Here is a 23,483-nt window from a genome sequence, read left to right as displayed (position 1 = left end):
GAAGGATTTCATCATGCCGAACAACAAGACCGTTCTGGTCACGGGCGCGACCGGCGGCCAGGGCGGCGCCGTTGCCCGCAGACTGCTCGACAACGGCTGGGGGGTACGCGCCCTCGTTCGTGACCCGGACAAGCCGGGGGCCAAGGACCTCAAGGCGCTCGGCGCGGAACTGGTCACCGGCGACCTCGACGACGCGTAGTCGCTGCGCACGGCGGCGCAGGGTGTACATCGGCCCCGGGGATCAATCGAACCGTGGTTGGCGCTGAGATTGATCACGGTCCGGCTGTTGCAGCCTGAAGGGCGTTGACGCGGTTCTCGTACTCGCGGCGGGCCTTGTGCTGAGCCGGGACGGTCGGGGCGCCTTGGCCGCCGTCGACGGGCCGGCGGCGGGCGAGGAGCTGGCGGTGGATCGCCTGGGTGGTGCTGACGCGCAGGGCGTGGCCCGGGCCGCGCCGTACGGTGACGCCGTGGTCGAGCGCGGCCTGCTCGGCGGGCTCCAGGTCGGACGCGCGAAGGAAGTCCGTGACCTTGCCCGGTATGACGAGGGTGACCGGCAGCTCCGGGGCCGGGACGCCCTCGTGCTCGATGGCGGTGTGGTCGGGCATGAGGTCGGCGACGGCCGTGCGGATCGCGCCGCGGCGGACGCCGTGCTCGCGGGCGAGGGCGGCGATCGAGCGGCCCTCCAGGTAGGCGGTGCGGACGGTGTCGGTCTTCGCGGCCGGGACGGCCGGGCGGCGCCCGCCTTTGGTGCCCTTGGCTCGGCGGCGCGCAGTCCGTCGTAGGTCAGCTCGCGCTGGAGGTCGCGTCGGAGTTCGCCGGCGGCGAGGGTCTGCACCGTGAACTCCACGGTGGACAGCAGCTCGCCGGTGCGTGGGTGGCGGGCGGTGAGGTCCATCGCGGAGAACGCGCCGCCGTGGGTGCGCAGCGCCACCTGCTCGCGGTGCAGGACGTCGAGCACGTCGAGGATGCGCCCGGTGCCGCGCACGAGGCGGAACATCTCGGAGATGTGGACGGTGCCGCCCGACCGCGCGTACGTCAGCAGCCCGCGGAATTGCGGGCGTTGGAGGGGACGTAGGCGGCTGGAGGTGCCCGGGTCTTCCTCGAAGACGACCGGGGCCTCGATGCCGGCGTCGTCCAGGACGAGGTTCTGCCGGGCGGTGGACTGCTGGTCGGTCGAGACTCGCTTGTAGACCAGGTTCGCCACCGGAGGGCCCCTACTCCGGCGGGTCCTCAACGACGACTCCCTGCCCCTACGGGCCCGGCTCGCCGCCGCACTCGTTCTCCTCTACGCGCAACCTGTCACCCGCATCGTCCGCCGAGCCGGATGAGTGGATGCCGCCTGGGCACGCTGCCGCTGATGTACCAGCCCGGAGAGCGGTGGCTGTACAACGTCAGCGACGACGTGCTCGGGGTGCTGGTGGCCAGGGTCACCGGCCAATCGTTCGAGGCGTTCCTGCGCGAGCGCATCTTCGATCCGCTGGGGATGAAGGACACCGGGTTTCACGTGTCCGCCGACAAGATTCACCGGCTGCCGCCCCTGTACGCCCCGATCCGCAGACCGGAAAGTTCACTGTGGAGGACCAGGCCGAAGGAGGGCATCACAGCAACCCCCGGCGTTCGAGTCCAGCGGCGGCGGCGGCGGACTCGACTCGACCGTCGACGACTACCACGCCTACTTCGGGATGCTGCTCAACCACGGGATGCACGGCACCGAGCGGATCCTGTCCCGGCCGGCCGTCGAGCTGATGACCACCAACCGTCTCACGCCCGAGCAGACAGTCGCCTTTCAGGCCTGGGCGCGCAGCGTCGTCCATCTTCCCACGGTCAGGGGCAGACCGGCGGCTGGGGCTTCGGGATGACGGTGCGCACCCACCGGGGTGACTACGCGCCCATCGGCCAGTTCGGCTGGGACGGCGGAGCCGGCACCACGACCTACGCCGACCCGGACAACCAGCTCGTCGGTATCCTGCTCACCCAGACCGGGATGTCCACTCCGGACTCGGCGGGGGCCATGCAGGATTTCTGGACCACCCTCTACCAGGCCATCGACGACTGACCTGCTTACCTGGTCGAGGTCGGTCCTGCAGAAGACCTCGGCCAGGCTCCTCCCTTCTACGCCTCCACGTTCCTTCTGCGCCTCCACGTTCGTGGTCAGCTGCACGACCGGCGCAAGGCAGCCGCTGCCGCCCCCTCGAGGGCACCCGGCGCCGCAGAGCGCCAGACCCCATCGCAGCAGCACGGGAAGCCGGTCTCGGGGATCACTCGAACCGTCGCCGCCGCTGCAAAGGATCTTGACCCTGGCCTCTCACAAACGACCGTTTACGAGAGCTTGACCCATCGGAGCGCGGCGCAACCCGCCGCCGGCCCCTGCGGGGCCGGCGCGTCGCCCCGGCCCCGCTGTCGGTCACCGACTACACGAAGATCCACAAGCCGTAGCGAGTGCCGTAGCGGATGCACGTGTGGTTGTCGCCGGCCATCGCGGTCCCCGCGATGTGGCACGCCGTGCTACTGGGGTAGTAGCCGATGAACACCTTGTCGGCCGCAGCGGCCGGGACGGATGCCGCCTCGCTCGACGGGGTAGTCGTCGGTGCGGCCTGAGCGGTGCCCGCCGCCATTCCGAGTCCGAGTACGGCGCCGAGCGCCAGGCTTCCCACTGCATTGCGCATGCGCATGACTGTCTCCTCTGTCATGTCGACTTTCTTGGGACTTTGCGGTCGAGGAGAATCTTTGCCTCGTTCGATGCGGAGTTCGACTCGATTCGGCCTGGGCCGAAGCGAGCGCGGCGGGAAGGATCGTCGGCTGAGAGACGGGGAAGGGGACGTCGTGCTACGACTGCACTTCGCCGCCGAGGACCTGGCGCAGTTGCGCGTCACGCCGTTGGGGCCGCTCGCGGAGACGGCGATGAGCTTGCGGACCGTGCAATGGCGGGACCGCGCGGTGCTGTTCGGAGGGTGGCGTGCGCGAACCGGTCCACGGATCAGCGCTGACGGGAGGGAAACGGCCCGGTTCCTCAGTCCGACCGCCGGGGGGCTGGTGGATCTGTTCACCCTGACAGGCGCGGCGGTCACGGTGGACGAGGGGCTGGAGCGGTTGATCAGTGCATCGGACGAGCGGCTGCGATCGGAGTTCTCCGTACGTCCGGCACCGCGAGAGGCGTCGTGGACGACCGAGGTGATGGATGCCGATCCGCGGGCGGTGCGGAGGCTGGCTGTCGCACTCAAGAGCTGCCACCAGGTCGCCATCTCCCCGTACTGGGGTCCCATGGAGCAGCACTTGCGGGCAGAGACGACGCGGCGTGGCCGGCTCATGGTGCAGAGCGGAGTGGAGGCCCTCCTGCGCAGCCTCCACCCCATGGCCGTGTGGAACGCCCCCGTGCTGGAGATCCCGGGCTACCGACCCGTGCTCCAGCCGGAGACGGACTTCCGCCTGTCGGGTCGTCCGCTCGTACTGGCCCCGTCGGTGTTCTGCGGGCCGGTCCCGCAGTTGTTTGCCGGACCTGAGAACGACACGGTCGTCATGGTGTATCCGGCTCTGCACGACCCGGTCGACGCAGCTGCCTTGTGGGCTCCTTCGGCTCCGGCAAGGCACATCGGCGCCTCGGTACCACCGGCCCTGTCCGCTCTTCTCGGTCATACCCGGGCTGTGGTCCTGTGCGTGATAGCCGACCATCCGGCGTGCACGACCACACAGCTCGCCCGGCGGGCGGGCGTGTCACCGGCCAGTGCCAGCGAGCACGCCACCACCCTCCGCAAGGCGGGGCTGACTGCTCTCGCCCGGGAGCGGAAGGCAGTCCTCCATACGCTGACCCACCTCGGTCTCACCCTGCTGAACAGCAACGGCTCAGCTCAGCCCGGCTCCTGAAGACAGAGGGACCCGCGCCCACCATGCCTGGGATGAGCCGGTCTGACCGTACGAGCCAGGGGACTTCCGTCACGCCGTTCCCCTCAGCTCAGTGACCGGAGGGCGTGAGGGCTCGACCGAGTGCTGCGGGGTGGCCGACCAGCAGCCGCGAGAGAGCGTGTCTCACCGTCGGGGCACCGTACACGGGCAGCTCGCCGACGGGTTGAGGACCGAAGGGCTGGACGCCGCGGCCCACAAGGGCAACCACGGCGGCCGGCCCCCGGTGATCACCGACGACACGCTGCACGCCGTGCTCCGCCGCCGAGGCAACGGCGAGACCGTCCAAGACATCCAGCCCGACCTGCTCATCCCCACCGGCCGCCGCAAGGGACAGAGCCCCAGCCCCTCCAGCATCTACCGGGCGCCGGCCGAGCACGCCGAAGACCCAGGCGTACCCGGAGGCCGTCGCCGCCAACGTCGCCGGGGTGAGCATCACGTCCTCGACGTGCGTGTCCTGGCCGGCTTCGGCGGCCGCGAGTTCCACCTGCAGCTCCGCGACCAGACCTACTGCCCCTCGCAACCTCCTCCGCCCCCGGCGTGCCCGGCCGCGCGCGGACCGCCCCGGGTCAGAGTCCGAGCCCCGGGGCAGTCCTGTCCTCTCCGGGGTTCAGTTCGTTGGGTGGAGTGCCGGTGTGATGCCGTCGGGATCATGCGGGTGGGGTCTGGCCGGTGTTGAAGATCCGGTCGAGGTGGTGGTGGAGCACCGCGATGGCCGATTCCGGCGTTCGTTGGCCGACGAGGATGCTGGTGCCCATGGTTGCCGTCATGGCGAGCAGGCTGATCGCTTCTGTGCGCGCGTCGATACCGGTGTCGGCCAGGCCGGTCTTCTGTGCCTGTTGGAGCAGTCCGGTCAGCGCGTTCTCGGCGGCGTCGGGGTTGTCGATGAAGGGCTGGGCGGCGAGGGCCTCGTCGGTGACGGAGAGGATCGAGTAGGAGCTGTAGAGGAGGTGGAAGGTACGGCTCTCCTCGTCGGTGGGGAGGGAGGCCAGGAGCAGTGCCTCGATGGTCGCCCGTGGACCCGGGTCCGGTCCGGCTGCGGCGAGGCGGGCGCCCACGCGCGCGGTGAAGCGGGCGGTCAGGTGCTGGAGGCCGTAGAAGAGCAGTTTCTCCTTGGTTTGGAAGTAGTACTGCACGAGTCGCAGGGATACTCCTGCCTCGGCTGCGACGTCGCGCATGCCGACGGCGTGCAGTCCGCGTCGCCCGGCGACCTGAATGAGTGCTTCGGCGATCTGGGTGCGCCGTTCCTCGTGGTCCACGCGCTTCGGCATGTGCCGTGCCTCCGCCTGTCAGTTGGTCATCCGGCCGTTCCGGATCCCTTTATGGTACCGCCGTATTACCAATATGGTACGGTCGTATCACGACGAACGGATCTTCCCGGAGGTGCCCTGTGCCCAAGAACACGACCCGAGTGCGACGCGACGTCGGCCACTACGTGAACGACGAGCTGCGCGACCGCTACTTCGCCACCTGCGACGCGCTCTTCGCGAAAGGCGCACCGATCCGCTCCGAGACGGACGTCGAAACGAGCTTCGGCACCACCCACGTCTACCGGTACGGCCCGACCGACCCCGCCGCCGAGGCCCGCACCCCGGTGGTCCTGATCCACGGCTCGGGCGGCTGCTCGGCGATGTGGTACCCCAACACCCCTGCCCTCAGCGCCGAACGCCCCGTCTACGCCCTCGACACCCCCGGCGACCCCGGCCGGAGCATCCACCGCGAACCGATGTGGCAGCCCGAGCGCGCCGCCCAGTGGATGGACGAGGCCCTCGACGCGCTGGGCCTCGACAAGGTCCATCTCGTCGGCTCCTCCTACGGGGGCTGGCTCGTCATCAACCAGGCGCACCTGAGGCCCGGCCGCCTCGCCTCGGTCACCGCCCTCGACCCCGGCGGCCTGGAGAAGGTAGGCCTGCGCTTCTTCGTATGGATCTTCGCCAGCCTCTTCGCCACCTACGCCCCCAAGGCGCTGCGCCCGCGGCTCGCCAAGTGGCTGGAGCAGCCGGTCATCGCTGTTCCCGAGCTGCGCAAGTGGATCCAGGCGGGCGTCCGCGCCTTCCGGATCCGCCGGCCCGCGCCGCTGCCGCTGTCGGACGCGGAACTGGGCTCCATCCGGACGCCGTTCTACCTGGTCATGGGCAAGCGCAGCCTGCTCGTACACCCGAAGCGGCAGCTGGAACGCGTACCGCGCCTGATCTCCGGCGCCCGCGCCGAGATCGTCGCCGCGACCGGCCACGGACCGCAGATCGACCACCCCGACCTGGTCAACGCCCGGATGCTGAGCTTCATGGAGGACATCGACTCCCTCGACCCGGCGGCGGCCCGGGGCACCAGGGGTGCGTAGCCGCCAGGGCCGCAGACGCGGACTGTCCCACCGCGCACAACAGAAGCGGGACGTGCACAGGGCACTCGTTTGCACCGCGACCGGACCGAGTTGTCGGGTGCTGAGACCCGCCGCGGGGTTGCTGGTCCAGGACCGTTCCCCGACCTGATCACAGCCGCGGAGCAACAGCAGCCGCATGGCCTGGCCCTCGATGGCGAACTGGTCGTCTGGGACGCCGAAGCGGGGCGCTTGTCGTTCGAGGCGTTGGCGGCGCCAGGCCGCCGCCCGCAGTCGCGGCGCCGCCGGCCTCGCCGCCAGGTGGCCTGGCCTACCTCGTCGCGTTCGACCTGTTGCACCTGGACGGCCAGGAGCGCCTGAGTGGACCGCCGACGAGCGGTCGCCCACCGCCACGCCGCGACCGGCACGGCAGCCGGCCCGCAATCTGGCCCTCGTCGAACACCTCACGCACCGGACGCCGCAGGCAGGCCGCCACCATCCGGTGGCGGCAGTCCTGCCGAGGGAGCCACCGGCCCCCGGGCGATCAGCACATCGGCTTCGTGGCGCCAGCCGAGGCAGGAGTAGAGGCGCCGGCCTTCCTCACTGGCGATGAGGAGACCGGTACGGGCGCCCTGGGCGAGTCGTGAACCGTGCGTAAGGGCGGCCAACCGCGAGAACGGCTCGGCGAACGTCCGACGCGGACAGTCCGCCGCCCCACAGATGAACCGCCGGACCACCAACCGGATCACGAAGCCCTGCTCAGCGAGCGGAAGATCCTTCGACCTGTGGTGATAGTGGTCGTGCACCCGGTCCGAGAAGCGACCATCCACTACGCACTTCAGACCGTGGGTCTGTCCTCGCCCGTTGCGCCAGGTAAGCCTTGTAAGCAGTTCACCGGAGATGGGTACATCGAAGCGTACGGGCGTCGCGTCCACGTGGACTGCCTGGGCCCCGCAGCCGCCGGCGCCTAGCATCGACCAGTCGTCGTACCCGGGATACGCAGGGTCGTCCCAGGCGGCAGGGGCTATGCCCGCAGCAGTCGCGCCGCTCCGCGTCGATCACTCGCATCTGACTCACCGCGAACACTTCGCGTTGGTTGACGTGCAGCGCGTATACCTCGTCCCCTGCACGGGCACCGGTTCACGCTGGCAGGAAGGAGTGAATGCCGTTGAAGGCGACTGGCGGTCGCTCGCCCATACGTCCTGCCTTGCGCAGCGCACGGCACGTGTCACGGGTCCACAAGACGGTGAAGGCATCAGACATGCCGTGATCCTTTGAATAGGGATTGACAGCCCCCTGTGGCAGACACGACGCGAGGTCTCTGCAGAGTTGGCATGGCTCCGGACTGGAAACTCATGCGCCGTTCGAATCCATTGAGGGGCCCCGTTGCCTCCCGCAGTGGCGCCGACTCGTTCATGAGCGCGGTCCGCGCCCTGTACGGCTGGTACGTCGACCGCGTCGACTACAGCCGGCCCATCGAGACAGACGTTCCCTGGCCGACACCGAGGTGACGAGGCGCGCTCCCTCGCGGGCCGGACCCGGACCCACCGCCTCTCCGATTCAGCGCGCCCTCCTCAGACCGGACGGGCTTGTCACACCGCGACTGTCCTGGAAGTGGGCGACCTCCGCCTTCAGCGTCCGCCCCCCGGCGCGCTGCCGCTGCTGGGCCTCGCCCCCGATCCACCATCTTCCTCAGAGCCGGCAGAGGATGCCTGAGGGGCGCACACCCGGAACGTGAACCGCAGGTCGCTATCCCGCCTGCTTGACGCAGGTCCGGTCCCTCGCCGGCAGCTTGCCGGTGGCCAGGTACCGGTTGACCTGGTCGTCCACGCAGGCGTTGCCGTAACGCCCGTAGAGGGCGTGCCGGTTGGCGCCCTCGAGGGTGACCAGCCTGGAGCTCGACAGCTGTTTGTGCAGCTCGACGCTTCCCTTGTACGTGGTACGCGGGTCACCGGTGGCGGCGACGATCAGTGCAGGCGCATCGCGCCGCACCCGGGTGGGCTCTTCGCGCGGCCGGTCCCAGAAGGCGCACGGGTTGATGTTGTTGGTCAGAGAGCCGAACAGCGGGTGCGCGGTGCGGTTGCGCTCGATGTCCCGCCAGTAGAGCTCGGGATCGCGCTCGGCGGCCACGTCAGCGCAGATGACGGCGGACTGCGCGCCGGTGGGCTCGCCCTCACCGCGCAGCACGTACCGGAGCTCCGGGACGAGCATCGGCGGCACCGTCGTTGGCCGGCCCTCCGCGGCTGCGGCCAGTACGGAAAGCAGCTCGCCGAACGACGCCCGCGCCGGGGCGGTGTCGTCCGCGATGCCCGAGAAGAGCAGGAGCGGCACCTGGCTGTCGTCGATCCGGAAGGCATCGGCGCCGGCGCCGATGGTCAGCGGACCGCGCGCGGCCGCCGCGACGATGCGGTCGACGGCGGCGAGCACCTCGGCGCGGCTGCGGCCGAGGCCGTGGGTGTTGTGGTGCTCCGCGGCCCAGGCGGCCCAGTCGGACAGTGCCTTCTCGTTCTCGCGCTCGGTGCCCTTCAGCAGCCGGGGGCGGTAGTCGCTCGGGTTGATCGCCCCGTCCAGCACCATCCGGTCGTGGCGGCCGGGGAACATCTGCGTGTAGACCGTGCCCAGGTAGGTGCCGTACGAGTAGCCCAGGAAGGAGATCTTCCGCTCGCCGAGCGCGCCGCGGATGACGTCCATGTCGCGGGCCGTGTTGCGGGTGGTGATGTGCGGGAGCACCGCGGCGTCGGTTGCCCGGCACTTGTCGGCCAGGCTCTTCTGCAGGGCGACCTGGCGGTCGAAGCCCGCCCGGCCGGTGCCGGCGGACAGCCAGGTCATGCCGACGGGCCAGCCGCAGTCCAGCGGGGTGCTGCGCCCGATGAAGCGCGGGTCGAAGCCGACGATGTCGTAGCGCGCGCCGACCTCCTTCATCGACGCACGGGCCTGCGGCGGGGACTGGAGCGCGGGACCGCCCGGACCGCCGTTGTTGAGGAGGATCGCGCCGATGCGGTGGCGGGTGTCGGTGGCCTTGAGCCGGGAGATCGCCACGGTGATCGTGCGCCCCCGGGGGTCGGCGTAGTCCAGGGGCACGGTCACGTCCGCGCACTGCACGCCTGCCTGGTCCAGATCGCGGCCCGTGGTGTCGTCGGGGCCCTTGATGCAGCTGCCCCAGCCGAGATGCTGGCGGTAGTACCGGTCCAGTCCGGCCCCGGAGCTGCCTTGGGCGGGGGTCTCGGCGGCCGTGGCCAGGGCGGGGGAGGACGTGAGGCAGGCGGCGAGGGTGAGGCCCACGGCCAAGGCGCGGCGTGCGGCGGGGCTGACAGTGGTCACGGGGTCTCCTTGAGCATCGTCCGCTTCGTGTGATCGCATGCCCCGAGGCTAGGAACCCGCCCTGGTACGGCACATCGCCCAAGGGCACGAGGACCCCGGTCCCGTCCACCCCTGGCCCGGGACCTGCGGCCCGGTCCGGCCTCCTCCTCCGGGAGGAGACCGAGTCGCTGTGGCACACGAGCAAGCGCCCCGGCAAACCACCCCCGCCTCGGCGGGGAGCACGGCCAGCGGGCCTCGCCCCGGAGGACGGGACCGGCGCTGCGCTGATGTGGTGAGGCGGATGGTCCCGTTCGGCTCGATCATGTCGTTCCTCTCGGAGGTGTTCGGGCAGGAGGGCGCGGGTCACCAGTAGGCGGGAACGGGCGGGCGGGGGACCGCGGGAGGTTCCAGTTGACCCACCGGCCGTGCTCGACCGAGCCGACCATGACGGTGCCGGGGCGGTCCCGCTCGTGCAGCAGCTTCGCGAGCCGGGGGCACAAGACTCGATGACGATGCGCGGATCGGTGAAGGCCTCGAAGGCAGCCACCCTCAACTCCGCGTCGCGTGCCCAGGAGGCGAGCAGTCCCTCGTAGTCCGCCGGGGCGACCGCCCAGAAAAGGGCGTGCGCGCCGTCAAGGGAGGTGACGCAGGCGAAACGGACGTCCGGCAGATCCCAGGTGGGCACGAGGGCGCTGGTGAAGCCCTCGCCAGGAGCACGTCCATCGTGGCGTCCTGCGCCAGGGAGTGCTGCCGGCGCAGCACCTCGTCCGGGACTCGCCGGTCCGCCGGGCGCTGGGCGTTGCGCTCCAATACGTGCTGAAGGAGATCCCGCTGACCGTGGCGGGGCTCGACGACATCGACCTCAAGCCCGAGGAGATCGCCCACGTCCTCCGGGGCACCATCGGCGCCGGCACCTTTCGGACCGAGGCTGCGAAGTAGTTGTCTGTCTTTGTGGACTTGCCGTCGGAGCCAACGCCAAGGGTGCGGCGGCCCCCACGACAGCCCTTACGGTGTGCTGCGGCTGCTGGTTGCTGTGAGTTGCTCGGGTTGAGACGGGCGCAGTTTGTTGGCACGGGCCGAACGGCGGGCGTTGGCCAAGGGATCTCAAGAGCGCTGCGACTGTACCTCCGCGCCCCCCTTAGTCGAACAGACGCCCCAGCAGGGCGCCTTGGCCGGACTGAAGGATGTGCGCGGCCTCCAGCGGGATCCAGAAGCACTCGAAGTGCGTTGGCTCCTGCTCGCCGTCGTGGTCCTCCTGGCTCATCCACCGCTCCGGCGTCGGTTCGGTCAGCTCAAGGTGGAAGACGTGCCGGTGCTGGATCTCGAACCGGTACGGGCTGATGTCGTACTCGGTCTCGCCGAGCTTGCGGACGATCTTGAAGTCCGACAGACCGGTCTCTTCGCGGGCCTCGCGCAGAGCGGCGGCTTCCGGAGTCTCACCGAGGCGGATACTGCCTGCGGGCACTTGGATGCCGACCTCCTCGTAGGAGTAGTCGGTGTGGCGGAGCACCAGCAGGTGTCCGTCACGGACGACGTAGACGAGGGCCTTCTCTTTCATGACCTTCTCGGTCAGAGCGACAACCTCCACTTAGCTCGTTCCTCTTCTTCCGGCCTCGACGCCGAAGGTTGGGCAGGCAGCCGCGTGACCGTTGGTCTGTGACGCGCCACGCAGTTCACCCTGGCCAACTCGAACCATCCCAACCACACGGTCCAAACCCGGGCCCTCCAGGCCTACCTGCGCTGGCGCAACCAGAACGCCCGCCACCCCGACGTCCTCGCAGCCCCACGACGTGAACGAGCCCGCATCCGCAGTGAGAAGGGTGTCCGCTGGGGAGGTCGTCCCACCACGATGGCGGCCTGAACGACTACACCTGCTCCTGATACACCCTGATCTCGGTCGGCTTGAGTCTGTGGATCGTTGCCCAAGCTGCCCGCTCGGTCAGTCCTTGAGCCCACTCTTCGAGATCGTCTCCAGCATCGTGGAAGAACCACGACTCGAAGCTTCCGAGGGCCGCCAGGGCGGGCGCGAGTCCGTATCTGAGCTCGCAATGGACCTGCACGTAATGGGCGTGATCACTGTTGCTGTCCGAGATCTCGAACTGCCGGGTGAGGCCCAGCGTGAATGCCGGAGGACCGTCGAACGCGTGGGTCCCGTACTGGAACAGAAGACCGTCAGCGTCGGGTGTGTCCGAGACGTCGAACAGCCGTCGACCGAATCGGAGGAAGACAAACCAGAGGTCTTCCGTGACCAGATCGTCAAGCGCTCGCTGACCTGACCCCAGTTCGCCCTCAAGCATTCCCACGGCCTCGTCCACCGACAGTCTCCGCGTCATGCCCGACCTCCTCGTCCACCGCAGCCGGGCTCAGGGTACTGACCCCGGTGAACCTTCCAGGTCACAGCACTAGCCGGCCTTCTGCAGCTGCTCGTGCTGCCGCTTCATGAGAGCGGCCGGGAACGGATCCCCCTCTGTGCCGGTGAGGTAGACGGCGCGTGACCCGCCCGTGCGCACGATCGTCACGGTCTGCCCCTTGCTGGGGTCTTGGGGGCTGACGACGGAGAAGGAGATGGATTCGTCACCGATTCCGACCGGCGGCAGCGCCTCGAGGGTGTTCCGCTCCGACCAGCCGCGCCGAGAGGAGAGCGTGAAGCCCTTGCACGTGGCGACGGCCGCCTTCAGCTCGTTCATTGACGCTTTCGCCTCGCCCTCCGGGTAGCTGGTCAGTACCACGCTCGCCCCCGCGGACGTGTCGCCGACCTGCAGGGCCGCCCAGGCGGTACCGGTGGCAGCGCGCTTGGGCGTGACGCTCCGCAGGTCCGCCACCGGCTGACAGGCGGGCTCGGACGCCGTGACCACGTCCACGTCTTCGAGCAGGGGCTCGCTCTGCGGGCTCGCCTCGTACCCCGAGTGCTTCCCGCTCAGCACGGCATCCGCGAGCTCCGCGGAGGTGAGCGGCGCGCCCCTTCTCCCGCCCGTCTCCCCACCGGAACAGCCGACCGCCGCGGAAGACAGGGCGAGGAGCACCACCGCTCCCCGTATGAAGCCACGCATGCCGCTTCTCCCACCCCTTGAACCATGAAGATCACATTCTGCCAGCCGGCCGGCCGGGATCGCGACTGGTGGATGGGGCGGCGAGACCATGCTCACCCTCGCCACCCGTGACTCAGCCGGAGGTCCTCACCCCGGCCGACACAGCCCCGGAGCAAGCCCTCAGCGTCGAGGACTGCCACTTCCGGATGCTCCAGCCGCGCGAGCAGCTCGCCGCCCAGCGCTTCCCCGGCGACTACATCATGCGCGGCAACAAGACGGAGCACACACAGCAGGCGGGCAACGCCGTGAGCTGCAACGTCGCCAGTGGCTCGGCGCCCGAGTCGCCACCGCCCCCTGACCTGTCAGCTATCGCTGTAAATCAACTTCCGTCGGGTGGGGCAGCCGGACTGCCTCACCCACCCCCCCCGACCGCACGGAGGAACACCATGACGACCACCACCGACACCCGGACACGGTAGCGGGGCCGTCACACGGCCGTCCTGGTCGCCGGCCTGGCTGCGTCAGTGACAACTGGCGCCAGCCGTAGGTCAGTTCTGACTCCACTTAGGGGCGCTAGGAGCAAGATCTGAATGTTGGAAGTGACTCCGCAGGTAATCTGCACGACATGATCAACTCATACGTTGGCCTTGATGATGCCGGGGTTGCGATAGCTGCGGCACGTGCTGGCGCGGACGTGGTGCACAACATGTACGGTCAGCGGCTCGCCCGCATCGATAAGGGCGCCGGGGACTTCGCCACCGCTGCCGACGTCGAGGCCGAGAAGGCGATCCTCGGTGTCATCCGTTCCGCTCGACCCGATGATGCGGTGCTCGGCGAGGAAGGCGGGCGGCAGGGTGCCGCCGAGGCTATGCGCCAATGGTTGGTGGATCCCTTGTGCGGCACGCTGAACTACGCCGCCGGCAACATGCTGGTGGCCGTCAACGTGGCGTTGCGGGAAGGGGCGGCGGCAGTGGCCGACCCGTTTGGTGGCGAGGTCTTCTTCACTGACGGTGAGACCGCCTGGGTGCGGTACGACGGGGCTGATGTGCAGCTTTCGCCTACGTCCGCCACCCGGCTGGTGGACGTCAACCTGGATCCGCCGTTCCCGAGCGCGCCCGGCTTCCGGGCCGTGGACCTGCTGGCCAACTCCGGGTTCGTCGAGCGGTTCCGGCCACGAGTCGTGTCCACGACGCTGGCGTTGGCCTGGGTCGCAGCTGGCAAGCGCGCCGCGTACGTCACCGATGGCGGCGACCTCTCCGCGAGCGTGCATTTCGCCGCCGGCATCGCTCTGTGCCGAGCTGCTGGCTGTGTGGTCACCGGGATCGACGGCGCCCCGATCGGGCAGGCGGGCCACGGGCTTGTCGTAGCCGCCGACGCCGAAACCCATGGGCTGCTGATGTCGATGATCGGCAGCCGAAACTAGAGCTGGGCCGGGAAGACCGAGGTCGTGCGCATCGCATACCTCGAAGGCCGCTCCATCGCGGGCCCTCGCCCGCGACCACGACGTCAGCCGCGGCGCCATCCGTACCGCCGTCGCAGATCGCCTGCCCGAGTACACGGCCGCCGACCCGGACACACCGGCCACTGAGCTGCCGATCGTCCTCGACATGCCGGGCAAGGTGGCCGACTTCCTCCGCGCGGCCGACCCGGAGCCCGACGAGCGCGCCGCGCTCGACCAGGGCGTCACCGTACGGCGCGGCCAGGGCTACGCCCTGGGCCTCAGTGCCGTTCTCGCCATGCACCACCGTCTCCTCGACCACTGCCAACCGCTCGACGGAGCCCAGGGGCGTCCCGGCGGTCCCGGCGCAGCGCAAGGCCCGCCGCGAGTACGAGAACCGGGCCAGGACCCTCGTGCCGCCCGGACCATGATCAATCTCACCGATAGCCACGGTTCCATTGATCCCCGACGCCGAACTCGGCTACATGGAACTCGACCGCCGTGGTGCCGAACTCCTCTTCCAGGTCCTGACCGCCTCTGCGCAGCCATCGTCGGCCGCCTCACCTCGGGGGCGACATCATCGAGACCGGCACCGACTCCTACCGCCTCGCCACTACCCGGGCCCGGGCCGAATACCAGCCTGCCGGCTGAACCGAGACGGACCAACACTCACTGACCACCGCTGCAGACTCCGAAGACATGAGCGACCCACTGGTTCATCCGGGTTTCGAAGTCCGTTGGTGAGGCGATGCCCGAGGCCGGGAGGGAACCCGCGTGGGCGAGGCTGGCGATGAAGTCCACGTCGGCCCAGCCACCCCGGAACAGCACAACCGACAGCTCGGCCTCTCCCGGACCCGAGATGACCACGCCAAGCGAGTCAGGGTCCTGGACCCGAGCCCTGTCGGCCTCCAGAGGCTGCGGCCACGACGCCTCGGCATCCCTCCAGGTCACCTGGCCCACTTCGAGGCCGGCCGACCTCCAGCCCACCGTCTGGGCAGCCAGAACTGCAGCCACCTCATCAAGATCTACAGCCCTGTCCATGAGGTGATCATCTCTCATGGCCGAGCCCGGCGGTCCGGGAAACCGGCACCGAGACTGCCAGACAACGGCGCCAACCTGTTCCTACTTCTCACCGAGATTTTCACGGCTGCCGGCCCGCTCACCCGCCCCTTGCCGAGGCAGGGTGGGAGGCACGCAGCCGCCTCCTACCGACCCGCCGTAGCCGGGACTGCCCACGGGCGATCAAGAAGCCGAACCGATGTCCGGTACTGAGGACCGGCGCCAGACGCAAAACGGTCCAGCCAGGTCGATGGGCCCCCCAACCCGACCAGCAAGCCAAAGAGCACCCGCCGGGCCGGAAGACCGGCGCTCAAGGAAGCCCAAGACCTGACGTGACGGCTTGACGTTCACCGTCCGAGCCGCCGAGGCTCGCGGTCCTGGCGTCAGGACCCGCATCACGGCGCTTCCGGACCGGCTTCAGATCGTGGACGGCAAAGTGCAGTGCTGCCAGACGGACGCCGGCAAGCCGCGCATTACTGCACGGTGATCGACACGGACGGAACGAAGGTGCTCTCGCGCCGGGTTCCCAACCACGAGCCCTAGCTCCTGGAGCTGATAGGCGATGTTCTCGGGCCGGCTGATGACAGCCCGGTGACCAGGACCGTCGACCTGAACGCCGGAGGGGGCGCCTTGCTGATCGCCCTACTCGTCGGACGTGGCCAGCGGCTGCTCTGCATCCCCGGCCGCACCCTTCACCATGCCCCCCGTGGCTACCGCGGCGACGGCAAGACCGGAGCGTGCATCCCGATGGCGGGCCGTGCAGGTTCGGGCCCCTTCCCGTCGTGCGGGGGAGGGGCCGCTACCGGAAGCGGCTGTACGTGACGTAGACGTCAACGGCACCCACTGTCCGGTGGTGGTGCGGGGACAGCAGGGGGTCCGGCGCTGTCCATAGCAGCCGCGAGTGGCCGCCAGTCTCCGCTCGAACGGGGCGCAGAAGGCACTGCGCCGTTCGGCGATTCACCCGCTGAGGAGATGGGTGCTTCCGGTGGTCGTAGGGGGACGGAGGAGCACCCACATCGACGCCCCCCACGCCATGCCCGACGTGCCGATGTCAGCCTCGCGGCCCCCTGGTCTCCTCCGCGCGGCGGAAGGCCTCGTCGCAGGACCTCGTAGAGCGCCTGGCGACCAGGGTGGCGCGGTCCAGGAGGCCGCCGTTGTGCACCTCCAGCCGCCAGGAGCCACTGCTCAGAGCCACCTCCGGCACGGGCCCCCCACGCCGGGCCATGACCTGCCAGCCGCGTTCCTCCAAGGCGGTCTCCAGGGCGGCCAGCCGTGCCGCGTCGGCGGGGCCGTCGCCGGTCCAGTCCGCGACGCAGTCCGCCGTCCCGCCCTCCTGTGCGGGGTGGACCTGGCCCGCGGCTAGCCCGGCCGTCGCTGCTGCGGCGGCGAGTTCCTCCGAGACCACGGCCCGCGAGGGGTCGCCCGCGGCACGGGGTGCAGCCTTCGACGCCGTCGGCTCCCGGACCCAGCCTTCGACGGCGGGGTACTCCTCCACCGGGGCCGTCATCAGCGCGATCCCGCCGACGACGGCAACGGCCACGAATGCCGCGCCCCCGGCCCACTTTGCTCTGCGGCCGTCGCCCGCAGTCCTGCCCATGTGTCCCCCGGTACTGGTGCGACATGCCGGAGCGGTATGTTCCGGCGCAGCCACAGGTTAGGTGGGATCATCTCACCCGGGGCCGGCGCAGATGCTCGCCGGCCGGGGCATCGCCAACGCCTTCACACCCGTCCTGTGTGGACCCCTCTGGTCCCGGCGACGATGCCCGATTCGACGAAGTTCGGCGAGCAGGCGCCCTTGGGCCGCCCGCCCAGCCCGAGCCGGTGCTCAAGCCCCTCATCGGCTGTCCGTTGATGCCTTCGGACTCGGTGACACCCCCGGATCCCCGGATCATTAATAGCAAGGGGCGAAGCCATGCCGATCTGGCTAGCGGCCGTGCTGGGAACGGCGAAGACGGCCAAGGCGGCATCAGCCACCTACTCGGCTAGGCAAGGCACTTCGGGATCTTGCCTGACCCGCGTCGTCCGGCACCACACCTCGCCGCATTGACGAGGCACCGAGTACGTCAGTACGTGGACGCGCCGCCGACGCGCCGATGCACCGCACCGGACGACGCGGGCTTGACCGGCAAGATCCGAACGAGACGACCTACCGGCCGACGGTTGGGCCGAGCAGCGGCTTGCCCTCGCGCGAGACATCCTGGGCCGGCATCCGGCCGTCGACGAGGAGGCCCTCGACGTACGCGTCCACGCAGGGGTTGCGCGACTGGTAGGCGCCGCCGACGGTGAGCAGCCGGGATCCGGGCGTCCCCCGGTGGGGCCCGCAGCGCGCCCTCGTAGTAGGTGGCCGGGCCCGGCCTGCGTTTGCTGTTGCGCCGCAGCCTCTGGGGATAGGGGCGTCACGAGGAGGCCTTGGCCGAGTTCCTGAGGCACTGTCCCGACTCGTTTCCTGCCCACATCGGAGCGCACGAGCTCGCCACTGCCGTATCCCTGCACGGCCTGGGCCGCCACGACGAGGCGAGGGAAGAAGCCCAGCGGGCGCTGACCACATCCGAAGGCCACCTCCCCCCAGCCCCCCGGGTAGTCGAAACCCAGGCAAGCAGACACGACGGCCGCAAGAGCTTCTCCTGGCGCGACTACCGTGACCTGCTGATCGCCGCCCACCAACAGCTTGGCGGCCCCATCGTGCTCGTCTGGGACAACCTCCACGTCCAGAAAGCCGCTGACCTGGGTGAGTTCGCAGCATCCCGGGAATGGCTGACCATCTACTACCTGCCGGCCCACGCATCCGACCTCAACCCCGTCGAAGGCATCTGGTCCCTCCTGCGACGCGGCCGGCTCTCCAGCGTCGCCTTCAGCACCCCCGAACGCCTCGTCCAGCGCATCCGACGCGGATCACGGCACACCCAGTACCGCAGCGACCTCATAGACGGCTGCCTCGCCGAGACCGGGCTGACCATCAGACCCAGATGAGCAACGAGACGATTGTCCTCTCTCACGGGACGTTGACCAAGTTTGGCCACTGCCCGACCGGCTGATCAGCACAGGCGCGATAGTTGCGGCAGCAGCACGCGGTTGTCCACCAGCCGCACCCCGCCCGGTCGAACAACGCCCGCGGCCCCCCAACGACCCTCTGCAGGCCGGACGGCTCTCTTCCAGCCGCGGTTGTCAGACCGCCCCGGTACGGTCGGTACATGAGAGCTGCTGGAACATTCACCGTCAAAGCGTTCGTCCCGACTGAGTTGAAGCCCGAGCCGGATGTGTCCACTGGGCTGCCGGTGGGTGTCGCGACGATGGAGAAGCACTTCGAGGGAGAGGCCGCCGGGCGCTCGGCGACCCTCTTCACTGCCGCGTTCGACCAGATGACCGGTGTCGGCACCTATGTGGCCATGGAGTCGTTCGAGGGTTCGCTGCACGGCCGGGAGGGTTCCTTCAACTTCGTGCACTCGGCAACAACGTTCGGCAGCGACCGCACCGCGGAGTTCTTCACCATCGTCCCCTCAAGCGGCACCGGTGAACTGGCTGGAATCTCCGGAGCCGGCGGGATGGCCGTCGACGCTGATGGCACGCATCGCATCTGGTTCGACTACCAGCTCGTCTGAACGGCTGGCCTAAGGGCTGTCCCGTAATCCCCGGTGGATCAGCGCACGGCGTCAGATGCGGTGCATCGCAAGGCGGAGGAGCGTCCTGATACTGGGCGAATCCGGGCGTTCCGACAACGCGGCGAGGTGCCGTGGCTGTCGTCGTGCGCCCGCCGGGGATTACGGGACAGCCCTTAGGGTTGCCTGAGATCCCTTGACATTCGAGTAATTGAACGCCGTGGCAGGTGGGCTGAAATGCGAGTTCAGCCCCCGCCTCGGCGTGGCCCTTCTGGCCGACCTCGAACGATGTCCCGAACGTGACAGACAGCTCGGGCACGCGGAGCCGAGAATCGGTTGCAGGAGACGAAACCCACTGGGGACCAGTTGCAAGCGTGATGCGAACACTCAGCGAAGTGCACGGAGCGGACGATGTGCGACGTGTTGCCTGGTTCCCATGACCTCGATTCCGCGACGAAGCGACGCTTGTCCGAAGGGAGGCAGCCGTGACCGAACGCGACGTCATGCTCAACGAACTCGCGCAGGGGCTGCGCCCGATGTCACAGGGCCTCGAATGGTTCGATGCGCTTGGCCCGGGGGACCAGTCCGAGGCATTGCTGTGCCTACGCCATCACTGTGTCCAGGCGCGCGCCACCCATGAGGATGGACCGGAGAGCGTCCGCCGTGCCGGGCTGCGCCCGACGCGCGCACCCGCGGTGTTGGTTACCCGCGCCCGGTTTGAGCACCAATTGGGAAGGATCGCCGCTCTCAGGCCCCTCGACGAACGCCGCAAGGCGTTGCGACTGCTGGTCGCGGTCCTCGCGATCGCCCACGGACGACGGCGCGAGCGCTTCTGCGCTGACGGGTGCGGTCACTGGTGGCACAGGCTGTCCGCCACTGGCTGATCCCTTCGCCGGCGCTGAGCGCGAAGCTGCTCCTGATACCGACGCGCGCCTGGCCGGGCACCCGACGGCAGCAACTCGTCACTGCTGCGGCAGCTCGGTGGGATGCCCATTCACATGTGGAAGAGGAAAGGCTCCAGAGGCGGCCGCCCGGTCAGTCACGACGCCGACCTCTACAAAGAGAGGAACACCGTCGAGCGGCTGATCAACGAGCTGAAAGCTGGTGCGGCATCGCCACACGCTATGACGAAACCCCGGAGAGCTACCTCGCCGGACTCCACCTCGGCGCCTCCATGATCTGGATCAAGGACCTCACGCGGAGCACGTGATCATGTCTTACTACGGCGTGCCCGGCGGTGTGTGTCCTGGACGATCTGGCGTGCTGCGCGGATGAGGGCGGCGTTGCCTGCGGCGGGCGTCCCGTCGGGGAGGTGGAGCACGTCTTCCAAGCCGATACGGGCATCCAGACGGCGGGAGGCCGCAAGTTGCAGGATGGGCCACGCGGCGGTGTCCTCACCGTGCATGAGAATCGGCGCGGCAACCGATTCAAGTTCATCCAGCAGGCCGACTGCGGCATGGAGCGCGTCATGCGGGGTGGCCTCGGTGATCTCCGCCAAGACGCGCAGGACTCGGCGGGATCCGGGCCAGTCCAGAAACCGTTGTGCTGCAGGGGTGCCAGAGTAGATGCCGGCTTCGATGCCGATCCCCCGGTCCAGCAAGGCCGCAGCAACATCGGTGGCACCGTCCTCGTGCCAGTTTACGGAGGCGTGGTCAGGTAGCACGGTCCAGGCCCGAACCTGCGCGGCACGGGCGTAAGGGTCGGCCGTGGCCCATGCACCGGTGGTGACCCCAATCGGGATGCCTGGGACAGCAGCCCGCACCGCGCTCACAGCGGCGGCGACGGCGGTGGCTTCCAGCGTGTCGTGACCGGCGCGGTCCTTGGGGTGCAGATGGACATCCTCGGCGCCGGCCGCGACAGCCTCACGGGCCGCCACCGCCAGCTCTTCGGCGGTCACCGGTAATTGGGAACATTCGGCACGGCTTCGAGCACCGTTGAGACAAACCTGCAGCATGGCGCCATCTTCGCAGGTCGCACCCTGGGTCTTCCTGGCAGGCGACCGGACTCGGGGCGGCATCGACTCCCGCCGATTGATCACGACCCGATACAGGCCCTAGCTGGCGACCGTGGCGGCCCTGCTGTACCTGCGTGAGTGACTGTACGCGCAGGATTGAAGTGGCCGGCGCCTTATGCGCGGTGAAAGAGGTCGTCGGCGGCGGCCGGGGGCAGGCCGCCCCGCGGCAGACCCTGACGGCGGGGCACTTCCCGGCCCGGGGCGAGCCATTGCCGCTCGACGGCGTCGTAGATCGGCGTTTGGGACACCGGCCACGATGGGGATCGGCTGCGGACGGTTCGGGGCGTGGCAGTGTGCGCCCATCCTGAGCACCGCGCCGGCACGCCGCATCCCGACACATCCGCACCGGGCGGAGCCACCACCCGCCCGCCACGGCCGGTGACCGACGGAGTGCGAGTAGTGACGTTCTGTGTGAGCGTGTATTGGAGGAAGAACACCCCACGCATCAAGGAGTTACCGTCGTGGGCGGTCAAGCAGGACAAGCGCCGACAGCCGGGCAAGGGCCGCGAGGAAGATCCGCTTCGAGGCGGACGCGACGACGACTTCTGAACACAAGCGGTACTCCACGCACGCAGAGCCCGGCCAGGCGCCCGTAGCCACCCCGGCCAGGCTCTGTCATCTTCACCGCCGACAGCCAGGTGGGCCTCCGGGCAGCACTCCCCGGGCCCACTCCCAGCCGGCCCGCGCCTCGGGGTGCTGGAAGAAGCGACGCCAGGATGCCACCTGTCCCACCTCGGCCACGCGCGGCTCACCGCGCAGCCCAAGCCCGGTCGAACCCCGGCAGCGGGACGACAGGTCGTACTTCATTGTGAGGGTGAAGCCGAGCCGCCCTGCCCCGGCGCCCCCGGGGCAGGTGGGTTCGTCTGTGCCGGGGGGCACCGGTGGCTACAGGGTGCGGGTCAGGCGGTCGGTGAGCAGCCGGGTGAAGCGGGCCGGGTCGGGCAGGTCACCCCCCTCGGCGAGCAGCGCGCTGCCGTAGATCAGCTCGGCGTTCTCCGCGAGTGCGGGGTCGTCGGCGCTTTGGGCGTGTGCTGTGCGCAGGGCGTTGATCAGGGGGTGTGTGGGGTTGAGTTCCAGGATCCGCTTGACCGGGGGGATCTGCTGGCCCATCGCCCGGTACATCTTCTCCAGGGTCGGTGTCACGTCGTGGGCGTCGCCGACGATGCACGCCGCCGAGGTCGTCAGGCGTGAGGACAGACGGACCTGCTTGACGTGGTCGGCCAGGGTAGTGGTCAGCCAGGGCAACAGGGTGGCGAAATCCTGCTCGCGCTGGGCCTTGTCGGCGTCCGTTTCCTTCTCGCCGTCGGCGGACTCGTCGAGGTCGACCTGACCCTTCGCGATGGACTGCAGACGGTGGCCGTCGAAGGCGGGGACCTGGTCGACCCACACTTCGTCGATGGGGTCGGTGAGGATGAGGACCTCATAGCCCTTGGCAGCGAAGGCTTCCATGTGGGGCGAGTTCTCCACCAGGGCGCGGCTTTCGCCGGTCAGATAGTAGATGGTGTCCTGGCCGTCCTTCATGCGCTCGACGTACTCGCGCAGCGTGGTGGGCTTCTCCGGGTCGTGGGTGGAGGCGGCTGACACCAGCTCAAGCAGGGCCTCGGTGTTGTCCGTGTCCTCGACCAGGCCTTCCTTCAGCGGCCGACCGAACTGCTCCCATACCTTCGCGTAGCGTTCGGCGTCCTTGGACTGCATGTCCTTGATGGCACCAAGGACCTTCTTGACCAGGCGCCGGCGTACGCCGCGGATCTGGCGGTCGTGCTGGAGGATCTCGCGGGAGACGTTCAGCGACAGGTCGTGAGCGTCCACGACACCCTTGACGAAGCGCAGGTAGTTAGGCATGAGCGCTTCGCAGTCGTCCATGATGAACACCCGCTTGACATACAGCTGTACGCCGCGCTTGGTCTCGCGGGAGAACAGGTCGAAGGGTGCCTGCGAGGGGATGAACAGCAGCGCCTCGTACTCGAAGGTTCCTTCGGCGCGCATGTGGATCGTCTCGGCCGGGGGCTGCCAGTCGAGGCTGATCTGCTGGTAGAACTCGTTGTACTCGTCCTCGGTCACTTCGGTGCGCGGCCGGGCCCACAGAGCCTTCATCGAGTTGAGCGTGTCGAGGTCGGAGGTGGTTTCGCCCTCGGCGTCGGTGCGCTCGGTGGCCATCCGGATGGGCCAGCGAATGAAGTCCGAGTACTGCTTGACGATCTGGCGGATCTTCGGCTCGGAGAGGTAGTCGGCGAGGCCGTCCTCACTGTCGGCGGGCTTGAGGTGCAGGATGACCGAGGTGCCCACGGGCAGGCCGTCGACGGCCTGGATGTCGTAGGTGCCCTCGCCGTCGGACTCCCACTGGGTGCCGGAGTCGGTGCCGGCCCGGCGGGTGCGCAGGGTGACCTTGTCGGCGACCATGAACGCCGAGTAGAAGCCGACCCCGAACTGCCCGATCAGGCTCTGCGCGGTGGCGGCGTCCTTGGCCTCCTTTATCTTCTTCAGCAGGGTGGCGGTGCCGGACTTGGCGATCGTGCCGATCAGTTCGACGAGATCGTCCCGGGTCATACCGATCCCGTTGTCCCGGACGGTCAGCGTGCGGGCGTCTTTGTCGACTTCCAGCGAGATGTGCAGATTGGTGGTGTCGGCGGTCTCGGTGAGGCTGGAGTCGGTCAGCGATTCCAGCCGCAGCTTGTCCAGGGCGTCGGAGGCGTTCGAGATCAGCTCGCGCAGGAAGATGTCCTTGTTCGAGTAGATCGAGTGAATCACCAGCCGCAGCAACTGGCGGGTCTCGGCCTGGAATTCCAGCGTCTCGACACTGCTGCCCATGTGGGTCTCTTTCTGTGGGAACGTC

21 protein-coding genes and 8 pseudogenes are annotated in these 23,483 nt (G+C 69.0%); 15 read left to right on the top strand and 14 right to left on the bottom strand.

Annotated elements, in window-relative coordinates:
* Positions 1-13 precede the first annotated feature (13 nt).
* A pseudogene (locus ACZ3X1_RS31570) lies at positions 14-196 on the top strand (NmrA family NAD(P)-binding protein); the annotation flags it as partial.
* A 76-nt stretch (positions 197-272) separates the two neighbouring features.
* On the opposite strand, the gene ACZ3X1_RS31565 reads toward ACZ3X1_RS31570, so the two are convergent.
* Positions 273-605: a resolvase gene (locus ACZ3X1_RS31565; protein ID WP_467282260.1), complete on the bottom strand. Its 333-nt coding sequence runs from the start codon at positions 603-605 to the stop codon at positions 273-275.
* A 215-nt stretch (positions 606-820) separates the two neighbouring features.
* Positions 821-1,204 (bottom strand): annotated as a pseudogene (locus tag ACZ3X1_RS31560) (recombinase family protein); the annotation flags it as partial.
* A gap of 120 nt (positions 1,205-1,324) precedes the next feature.
* On the opposite strand from ACZ3X1_RS31560, the gene ACZ3X1_RS31555 reads away from it, so the two are divergent.
* Positions 1,325-2,056, top strand: coding sequence for a serine hydrolase domain-containing protein (locus ACZ3X1_RS31555; protein ID WP_467282189.1), 732 nt, complete (start codon positions 1,325-1,327; stop codon positions 2,054-2,056).
* Between the two features lie 355 nt (positions 2,057-2,411).
* Here the strand turns inward: ACZ3X1_RS31555 and ACZ3X1_RS31550 are convergent, their stop codons facing one another.
* A complete protein-coding gene (locus ACZ3X1_RS31550) occupies positions 2,412-2,690 on the bottom strand; it encodes a hypothetical protein (RefSeq protein WP_467282188.1) in 279 nt (92 codons plus the stop codon).
* 133 nt (positions 2,691-2,823) lie between these two features.
* Between ACZ3X1_RS31550 and ACZ3X1_RS31545 the strand changes: the two genes are divergently transcribed.
* Positions 2,824-3,861 (top strand): winged helix-turn-helix domain-containing protein, encoded by a 1,038-nt coding sequence (locus tag ACZ3X1_RS31545; RefSeq protein ID WP_362633897.1) that lies wholly within the window; start codon positions 2,824-2,826, stop codon positions 3,859-3,861.
* A gap of 88 nt (positions 3,862-3,949) precedes the next feature.
* On the opposite strand, the gene ACZ3X1_RS31540 is transcribed toward ACZ3X1_RS31545, so the two are convergent.
* Entirely contained in the window at positions 3,950-4,384 is a 435-nt protein-coding gene (locus tag ACZ3X1_RS31540; protein WP_467282185.1) for a hypothetical protein, read from the bottom strand.
* Positions 4,385-4,547: 163 nt separating this feature from the next.
* Positions 4,548-5,168, bottom strand: coding sequence for a TetR/AcrR family transcriptional regulator (locus tag ACZ3X1_RS31535; RefSeq protein ID WP_356812204.1), 621 nt, complete (start codon positions 5,166-5,168; stop codon positions 4,548-4,550).
* Positions 5,169-5,287: 119 nt separating this feature from the next.
* On the opposite strand from ACZ3X1_RS31535, the gene ACZ3X1_RS31530 reads away from it, so the two are divergent.
* Entirely contained in the window at positions 5,288-6,238 is a 951-nt protein-coding gene (locus tag ACZ3X1_RS31530) for an alpha/beta fold hydrolase (RefSeq protein ID WP_467282178.1), read from the top strand.
* A 440-nt stretch (positions 6,239-6,678) separates the two neighbouring features.
* Here the strand turns inward: ACZ3X1_RS31530 and ACZ3X1_RS31525 are convergent, their stop codons facing one another.
* Together ACZ3X1_RS31525 and ACZ3X1_RS31520 are read right to left on the bottom strand one after the other, a co-directional pair.
* Positions 6,679-7,149, bottom strand: coding sequence for a hypothetical protein (locus tag ACZ3X1_RS31525; protein WP_467282174.1), 471 nt, complete (start codon positions 7,147-7,149; stop codon positions 6,679-6,681).
* An 814-nt stretch (positions 7,150-7,963) separates the two neighbouring features.
* The gene (locus ACZ3X1_RS31520; RefSeq protein WP_467282170.1) at positions 7,964-9,535 is read right to left on the bottom strand and encodes an alpha/beta hydrolase; all 1,572 of its coding nucleotides are present in this window, start codon (positions 9,533-9,535) and stop codon (positions 7,964-7,966) included.
* 792 nt (positions 9,536-10,327) lie between these two features.
* Between ACZ3X1_RS31520 and ACZ3X1_RS31515 the strand changes: the two genes are divergently transcribed.
* Positions 10,328-10,453: a hypothetical protein gene (locus ACZ3X1_RS31515; RefSeq protein ID WP_467282166.1), complete on the top strand. Its 126-nt coding sequence runs from the start codon at positions 10,328-10,330 to the stop codon at positions 10,451-10,453.
* A gap of 199 nt (positions 10,454-10,652) precedes the next feature.
* Here ACZ3X1_RS31515 and ACZ3X1_RS31510 read toward each other — a convergent pair whose 3' ends face one another.
* Entirely contained in the window at positions 10,653-11,102 is a 450-nt protein-coding gene (locus ACZ3X1_RS31510; protein ID WP_467282161.1) for an NUDIX hydrolase, read from the bottom strand.
* 81 nt (positions 11,103-11,183) lie between these two features.
* Here ACZ3X1_RS31510 and ACZ3X1_RS31505 point away from each other — a divergent pair.
* Positions 11,184-11,375: pseudogene (locus ACZ3X1_RS31505) on the top strand (IS630 family transposase); the annotation flags it as partial.
* Between the two features lie 4 nt (positions 11,376-11,379).
* Here ACZ3X1_RS31505 and ACZ3X1_RS31500 read toward each other — a convergent pair.
* Positions 11,380-11,847 carry a hypothetical protein gene (locus ACZ3X1_RS31500; protein WP_467282159.1) on the bottom strand — a complete coding sequence of 156 codons (468 nt, stop codon included), beginning with the start codon at positions 11,845-11,847 and terminating at the stop codon, positions 11,380-11,382.
* A 69-nt stretch (positions 11,848-11,916) separates the two neighbouring features.
* Positions 11,917-12,564, bottom strand: a complete 648-nt coding sequence (locus ACZ3X1_RS31495; RefSeq protein WP_467282155.1) for a hypothetical protein — start codon at positions 12,562-12,564, stop codon at positions 11,917-11,919.
* Positions 12,565-12,671: 107 nt separating this feature from the next.
* Between ACZ3X1_RS31495 and ACZ3X1_RS31490 the strand changes: the two genes are divergently transcribed.
* The 3 genes and pseudogenes from ACZ3X1_RS31490 to ACZ3X1_RS31480 all read left to right on the top strand — a co-directional run.
* Positions 12,672-13,022 carry a DNA cytosine methyltransferase gene (locus ACZ3X1_RS31490; RefSeq protein WP_467282151.1) on the top strand — a complete coding sequence of 117 codons (351 nt, stop codon included), beginning with the start codon at positions 12,672-12,674 and terminating at the stop codon, positions 13,020-13,022.
* 146 nt (positions 13,023-13,168) lie between these two features.
* Positions 13,169-13,966 (top strand): inositol monophosphatase family protein, encoded by a 798-nt coding sequence (locus ACZ3X1_RS31485; protein ID WP_467282147.1) that lies wholly within the window; start codon positions 13,169-13,171, stop codon positions 13,964-13,966.
* 446 nt (positions 13,967-14,412) lie between these two features.
* Positions 14,413-14,632: pseudogene (locus ACZ3X1_RS31480) on the top strand (IS21-like element helper ATPase IstB); the annotation flags it as partial.
* Between the two features lie 18 nt (positions 14,633-14,650).
* Here the strand turns inward: ACZ3X1_RS31480 and ACZ3X1_RS31475 are convergent.
* Positions 14,651-15,022, bottom strand: a complete 372-nt coding sequence (locus ACZ3X1_RS31475) for a hypothetical protein (protein ID WP_467282143.1) — start codon at positions 15,020-15,022, stop codon at positions 14,651-14,653.
* 459 nt (positions 15,023-15,481) lie between these two features.
* Here ACZ3X1_RS31475 and ACZ3X1_RS31470 point away from each other — a divergent pair.
* Positions 15,482-15,778 (top strand): annotated as a pseudogene (locus ACZ3X1_RS31470) (IS110 family transposase); the annotation flags it as partial.
* Between the two features lie 313 nt (positions 15,779-16,091).
* Here the strand turns inward: ACZ3X1_RS31470 and ACZ3X1_RS31465 are convergent.
* Complete coding sequence (locus ACZ3X1_RS31465) at positions 16,092-16,637, bottom strand: hypothetical protein (protein ID WP_467282139.1); 546 nt, start codon at positions 16,635-16,637, stop codon at positions 16,092-16,094.
* Between the two features lie 79 nt (positions 16,638-16,716).
* Here ACZ3X1_RS31465 and ACZ3X1_RS31460 point away from each other — a divergent pair.
* The 5 genes and pseudogenes from ACZ3X1_RS31460 to ACZ3X1_RS31440 all read left to right on the top strand — a co-directional run.
* Positions 16,717-16,859: pseudogene (locus tag ACZ3X1_RS31460) on the top strand (NAD(P)-dependent dehydrogenase); the annotation flags it as partial.
* A gap of 785 nt (positions 16,860-17,644) precedes the next feature.
* Positions 17,645-18,010, top strand: a pseudogene (locus ACZ3X1_RS31455) (transposase); the annotation flags it as partial.
* Between the two features lie 221 nt (positions 18,011-18,231).
* Positions 18,232-18,639 carry a DUF3224 domain-containing protein gene (locus ACZ3X1_RS31450; RefSeq protein ID WP_362633838.1) on the top strand — a complete coding sequence of 136 codons (408 nt, stop codon included), beginning with the start codon at positions 18,232-18,234 and terminating at the stop codon, positions 18,637-18,639.
* 482 nt (positions 18,640-19,121) lie between these two features.
* Positions 19,122-19,520, top strand: a complete 399-nt coding sequence (locus tag ACZ3X1_RS31445; RefSeq protein ID WP_467282136.1) for a DUF5958 family protein — start codon at positions 19,122-19,124, stop codon at positions 19,518-19,520.
* Between the two features lie 120 nt (positions 19,521-19,640).
* Positions 19,641-19,846 (top strand): annotated as a pseudogene (locus ACZ3X1_RS31440) (IS5/IS1182 family transposase); the annotation flags it as partial.
* On the opposite strand, the gene ACZ3X1_RS31435 reads toward ACZ3X1_RS31440, so the two are convergent.
* Both ACZ3X1_RS31435 and htpG read right to left on the bottom strand, forming a co-directional pair.
* Positions 19,847-20,590, bottom strand: coding sequence for a 3-keto-5-aminohexanoate cleavage protein (locus ACZ3X1_RS31435; RefSeq protein WP_467282134.1), 744 nt, complete (start codon positions 20,588-20,590; stop codon positions 19,847-19,849). It abuts the pseudogene before it with no gap.
* A gap of 945 nt (positions 20,591-21,535) precedes the next feature.
* Positions 21,536-23,458: a molecular chaperone HtpG gene (htpG, locus tag ACZ3X1_RS31430; RefSeq protein WP_467282133.1), complete on the bottom strand. Its 1,923-nt coding sequence runs from the start codon at positions 23,456-23,458 to the stop codon at positions 21,536-21,538.
* Positions 23,459-23,483 lie beyond the last annotated feature (25 nt).

The organism is Streptomyces sp. NPDC023541 (genome assembly GCF_055559995.1).
The sequence above is the reverse complement of the archived record's forward strand: the minus strand, read 5'-3'. Positions and strand labels throughout refer to the sequence as shown.

Bases quoted from the DNA above. Each gene is read 5' to 3' on its own strand.
- ACZ3X1_RS31565 (WP_467282260.1), bottom strand. From the start codon at position 605: ATGCCCGACCACACCGCCATCGAGCACGAGGGCGTCCCGGCCCCGGAG.
- ACZ3X1_RS31555 (WP_467282189.1), top strand. From the start codon at position 1,325: ATGAGTGGATGCCGCCTGGGCACGCTGCCGCTGATGTACCAGCCCGGA.
- ACZ3X1_RS31550 (WP_467282188.1), bottom strand. From the start codon at position 2,690: ATGACAGAGGAGACAGTCATGCGCATGCGCAATGCAGTGGGAAGCCTG.
- ACZ3X1_RS31535 (WP_356812204.1), bottom strand. From the start codon at position 5,168: ATGCCGAAGCGCGTGGACCACGAGGAACGGCGCACCCAGATCGCCGAA.
- ACZ3X1_RS31500 (WP_467282159.1), bottom strand. From the start codon at position 11,847: ATGACGCGGAGACTGTCGGTGGACGAGGCCGTGGGAATGCTTGAGGGC.
- ACZ3X1_RS31495 (WP_467282155.1), bottom strand. From the start codon at position 12,564: ATGCGTGGCTTCATACGGGGAGCGGTGGTGCTCCTCGCCCTGTCTTCC.
- ACZ3X1_RS31485 (WP_467282147.1), top strand. From the start codon at position 13,169: ATGATCAACTCATACGTTGGCCTTGATGATGCCGGGGTTGCGATAGCT.
- ACZ3X1_RS31475 (WP_467282143.1), bottom strand. From the start codon at position 15,022: ATGGACAGGGCTGTAGATCTTGATGAGGTGGCTGCAGTTCTGGCTGCC.
- ACZ3X1_RS31465 (WP_467282139.1), bottom strand. From the start codon at position 16,637: ATGGGCAGGACTGCGGGCGACGGCCGCAGAGCAAAGTGGGCCGGGGGC.
- ACZ3X1_RS31450 (WP_362633838.1), top strand. From the start codon at position 18,232: ATGAGAGCTGCTGGAACATTCACCGTCAAAGCGTTCGTCCCGACTGAG.
- ACZ3X1_RS31435 (WP_467282134.1), bottom strand. From the start codon at position 20,590: ATGCTGCAGGTTTGTCTCAACGGTGCTCGAAGCCGTGCCGAATGTTCC.
- htpG (WP_467282133.1), bottom strand. From the start codon at position 23,458: ATGGGCAGCAGTGTCGAGACGCTGGAATTCCAGGCCGAGACCCGCCAG.